Raw genomic sequence first — 3,998 nt, 5'->3', positions numbered from 1 at the left:
TAGACCGCCCCTCATGAATTGCTCTTTGGCGTCGCGAATAGATTCCAAGTCCCGCTCAACGATTGGTAATCGCATCGCATTAAACGCCTGCCTAACCTGATCGAGATCATTCCAATCATTCATGGACGTCCTCTCCTCGACTTACTTTCGTCGTCGATGCCGACTCGTCGCCGGCATTCCCTCCCCGTTTGACGGCAGGATGATGTCATACATCTCTCACAAGTTCATCTCTTGACGATGAATGGCAAGTTCTGCTCCAGATGAGCGGAGTTAGAAGCAAGATGAAGGGAGTATCTGACCATTTTCTCCACGATCGTTGTTTAGCGTCGAGCTGGATCCGTATGGGTTCGCATTGGCGAACGCTTACATAACGCGGAGCCTCAACTCACGCGGCCTCTAAGGATGGGGCAAAATCCTAACGCCAGAACAAGCGTTCACCTTTTGTGCCAGCCTCGTGACATTCACATACCCTCGTAGTGTCCGGTGAACTGCTGGGCAACAAGCGAAAAATCAATCAGAAAACGTCGTAAGTGACTGATTAAATTACTATATTAAAGTTCTTCTTCAATCCTGTATGCTGGGGCGCGGCGGCTAATTGACACTCAAGGCCTGATTTCGCACGCTGAGTCCAAGTGCCGAACCGCGCGTCCTCGGTGTTACCGGCTCAGTGGCTCCAGGAAGGACCAGATCAGGTCCGTCGCGGCGAATTCGCGACTGATGCGACCCAGCGCTAGGGTCGTGATGCTGGTGTAGGGGTCGGTATCCGGCCACGCGTGGCCGCCACCGATGATGCTGTACAGGCGCACGTCGCCCGAGCCGATGCAGCCAGTGGCGCGTTGCAGTTCGACCTGCGTGTTGTCGTCGGCAGTATCGGGAAGGCTCTCGATGGTGGCGTCACCGGCGCATCCATTGAACCCCGCCCACAGGTCGAACATGTCCTGCGCCGAGAGCAGGCCAAGCGGGTTGGCGTACAGAACGATCAGGTCGCTGGTGCCGCGGATCAGCAGAGCCGGCACCGGGACGGTGGGCTGGCAGCTCTGGGCCAGTGTGTTGCGCATGGAGCCGACGACCGACGCGAAGCCGGCGATGGATTCGGCGCGTTCGCAGGCATAGCGCGCCGCCATGAAGCCGCCATTCGACATGCCGGCCATGGTGATCCGCGACGGGTCGATCGGGGCGTCCGAGATCATCATGGCGATGACATCGTCGAGAAAGGCGATGTCGTCTACGGAGGAGGGCGCGGCAGGATCGTCATTCCACTGGCCCGCGACACCATCGGGCAGCACCAGCCATACGCCATGGTCGGCCGCGAGCCGGCCGATCCGGGTCAGGTTGGCCATGTTCTCGTTGGTGCCGCCGGAGTAGTGCAGCAGGACCAGCACCGGCGCGTTGGCGACCATGGCCTCGGGCTGGATGATCCGCACGGTGCGGTCCAGCCCGCGCGACGGAAGCGTGACTTCGTAGGAGAGCGTGCCGGGCGTGGCGTCGAGGTACTGGCCCCGGGTGCGCGTGATGCCGCGATCCAGACCTTCCAGCGCCCGGTCGCGTGCCTCGGCTAGGCGGCCGCTCAGCTGCGCGACGGTTTCGCCAACGCGATCACCCACATCCGAGTCACATGCACAAAGGAATGCGCACAGCGCGAGCACAGCCAGCCGTCGGATCATTGGTTTTGTCCTGGGGGGAACGAATCAGCGTTCGGGGCCGCAGGCGCAAGCGCCACGATCAGGGGTGTGATCGCCGTGCGGCTGTGCCCAGCCTAACCGTCCGGGGCGGCCTGGGATGTCGCGCAGCTTCCACGGTCGGTGTCAGATATTGCTGACTTGTGCCTTGAGCGACGGGTGGTCCGTCACACGATCTGATAACGCCCCGGCTTGTGATTGACGGCGATGATGGTGTTCATCGCGATGGCGCCGCCGATGGACAGCAGCAACATGGGCAGGGAGACCAGCAAGAAGCCGATGAGGACGATGCAGCAGTCCACGCCCATCTGCACCTTGCCGGCGCGAACGCCGTAGCGCTTTTGCAGGTAGATGGCGAGGATGCCGACCCCGCCAAGGCTGGCGTTGTGGCGGAACGTGATGAGCATGCCGATGCCGACCAGCACGCCGCCTCCGATGGCCGCGAAGGCCGGATCGAGGTGTTCGAAGCGGATCAGGTGATCCAGCTGGTCGGCGAAGACCGACACACTGGTGACGGCCACCAGGGTGTTGGTGGCGAACCGCCAGCCCAGCGTCTTGATGCCGAGGACGTAGAAGGGCAGGTTCATGACGAAGAACACCTGACCGAAGCTCACCGGCGCAATGGTGCTGATGCTCAGCGCGAGCCCTGCGGTGCCGCCGGTCAGCAGGCCCGCGAGCTTCATCATGTAGATGCCCATGCCGACCAGCACGGCGGAACAGACTAGCGCGAACAGGTCTTCGAACAGTGAATGTCGAGGTGGGCGGACTTTATCGGTCATGCTCGCGGCGTTACTCTGGTGTCGTTATCGGGCCTGAGCGGCGTAAGCAAGATCAGCGCCGTCACATGGTCAGGTTCTCGTACGCAGGTCAGGGATCGAATGGTCATACATCGAATCCTGCGACGGGTCCGGATGGGCACACGAATTGCTCAACTCAGTGTTGTGAGCGATTTTGGCGATTCGCAACGGGAGAACCCAGATGCTGAAGGCGGTTGAACGATGTTCGCAGGAGCCCCGTGTGGTTGCTCAGCGCCGCCGCCCGCTGACCATGCAGGCCAATTCGCAGCGTGGATTGTATTGGAACTGGATGATCTGTCTGGGTGACGCCTGCGGTTTCTCCCCCGACCAGATGCATGAGTTCGTCGCCCGCGCCTTCCTGGGGCAGGGGATGCTCGCCGTTGGGCAGTTCGATACTCCGCGAGCCCGCATGCTGAACGGTCTGGACCCCATCGAGTTCGCCGATCTGCTGCAGAACATCTACGACTGGGCCGACAGCGTGTTCGGCGTGACGCTGTTCTGGCCGGATGACGTCAAGATCCGGGCGGTCTGGGACGCGTTGTCGGAGCACGAGCAGCGCCGCCTGTCGAAGAAGCACGGCCTGGCGCCGAACTGGGCTCAGGTCTGAGCTGACTGGCGGGAGCGAGCGCGGCTTGTCGCTTGCACCGACGGTTCAAGCGTGTGCTGGCGCGACGTCATCAAAAGCAGTGCGTCGATTCGCCTGATAGCAGGCGGCAAGGCTGCAAGATGGTCTTGGCGTCGTTGAGACTTCGTGCGGATTGATGGCTGCGACCGGGCGTTCCAAAGGCTCTGCAACGCACTTGTCCTGACAGATCGGCCCGCGTGGGAAGCGCGAAGAAAATGGTGGCCAAGGGCGGAATCGAACCACCGACACGAGGATTTTCAATCCACTGCTCTACCAACTGAGCTACTTGGCCATCAGGATTTGCTTGCGGTCGACGGCTTGCGAAGGGCGAAGGCATCGAACGTCGCTGCTGTCGGTGAGCGGATCACCAAGCGTCGCAGCGGTCGCGTATTAAAGCGGCAAAGCCCCCAAAAATCAACCGTCTTCCGTGGGCGGCACGTAGCCGGTCTCGGTGAGGTCGCCGCCGAAGAAATACTTCTCCATTTCTTTCATCAGGAAATCGCGGGCCTTGGGGTCGGCCAGCGCCAGCCGGTACTCGTTGATCAGCATGGTCTGGTGCGACAGCCACTGCATCCAGGCGTCCCTGGACACGCTGGCGTAGATTTTCTGGCCCAGTTCTCCGGGGACGGGGGGGCGGTCCAGGCCGGGGAGTTCGGCGTTGAGCCTGGCGCATTGAACGGTTCGGGTCATGAGCTTGCATCCTGTTCGATCAGGCGGCGGATGGGCGCGGGCAGGCCCGGCAGCGCATCCGTTGCGTACCAGGCCAGATTGTCCGCATCCCGGACTTCGAATGAAACCGTGCTGCGAACGCAGACGGGTTGCAGCTCCCAGGTGAAGTGACTCAGCTCGTGCGTCAATGGCTTGGGTTGACGCAGTGTCGTGCCGTCTTCGAGTTGT

At 61.5% G+C, this 3,998-nt stretch carries 4 protein-coding genes, 1 tRNA gene and 1 pseudogene; 1 reads left to right on the top strand and 5 read right to left on the bottom strand.

Annotated elements, in window-relative coordinates; translation table 11 throughout:
- Window positions 1–656 precede the first annotated feature (656 nt).
- Both ABNS06_RS17320 and ABNS06_RS17315 read right to left on the bottom strand, forming a co-directional pair.
- Entirely contained in the window at window positions 657–1,664 is a 1,008-nt protein-coding gene (locus ABNS06_RS17320; protein ID WP_348675858.1) for a PHB depolymerase family esterase, read from the bottom strand.
- A gap of 182 nt (window positions 1,665–1,846) precedes the next feature.
- Window positions 1,847–2,458, bottom strand: a complete 612-nt coding sequence (locus ABNS06_RS17315; protein WP_348675857.1) for a YitT family protein — start codon at window positions 2,456–2,458, stop codon at window positions 1,847–1,849.
- A gap of 199 nt (window positions 2,459–2,657) precedes the next feature.
- Here ABNS06_RS17315 and ABNS06_RS17310 point away from each other — a divergent pair, with 199 nt between their 5' ends.
- Window positions 2,658–3,083 (top strand): hypothetical protein, encoded by a 426-nt coding sequence (locus ABNS06_RS17310; RefSeq protein WP_348675856.1) that lies wholly within the window; start codon window positions 2,658–2,660, stop codon window positions 3,081–3,083.
- Window positions 3,084–3,317: 234 nt separating this feature from the next.
- Here the strand turns inward: ABNS06_RS17310 and ABNS06_RS17305 are convergent.
- From ABNS06_RS17305 to ABNS06_RS17295, 3 genes and pseudogenes are all read right to left on the bottom strand, one after another.
- Window positions 3,318–3,393 (bottom strand) — tRNA-Phe (locus tag ABNS06_RS17305).
- A 122-nt stretch (window positions 3,394–3,515) separates the two neighbouring features.
- Window positions 3,516–3,791: an oxidative damage protection protein gene (locus ABNS06_RS17300; protein WP_348675855.1), complete on the bottom strand. Its 276-nt coding sequence runs from the start codon at window positions 3,789–3,791 to the stop codon at window positions 3,516–3,518.
- Window positions 3,788–3,998, bottom strand: a pseudogene (locus tag ABNS06_RS17295) (hypothetical protein); the annotation flags it as partial. The gene ABNS06_RS17300 and the pseudogene ABNS06_RS17295, both read right to left, overlap by 4 nt.

Source organism: uncultured Abyssibacter sp. (assembly GCF_964000955.1).
Taxonomy (GTDB): Bacteria; Pseudomonadota; Gammaproteobacteria; order Nevskiales; family OUC007; genus Abyssibacter.
Note: the sequence above shows the minus strand (reverse complement) of the source record. Positions and strands in the feature narration are given on the sequence as shown.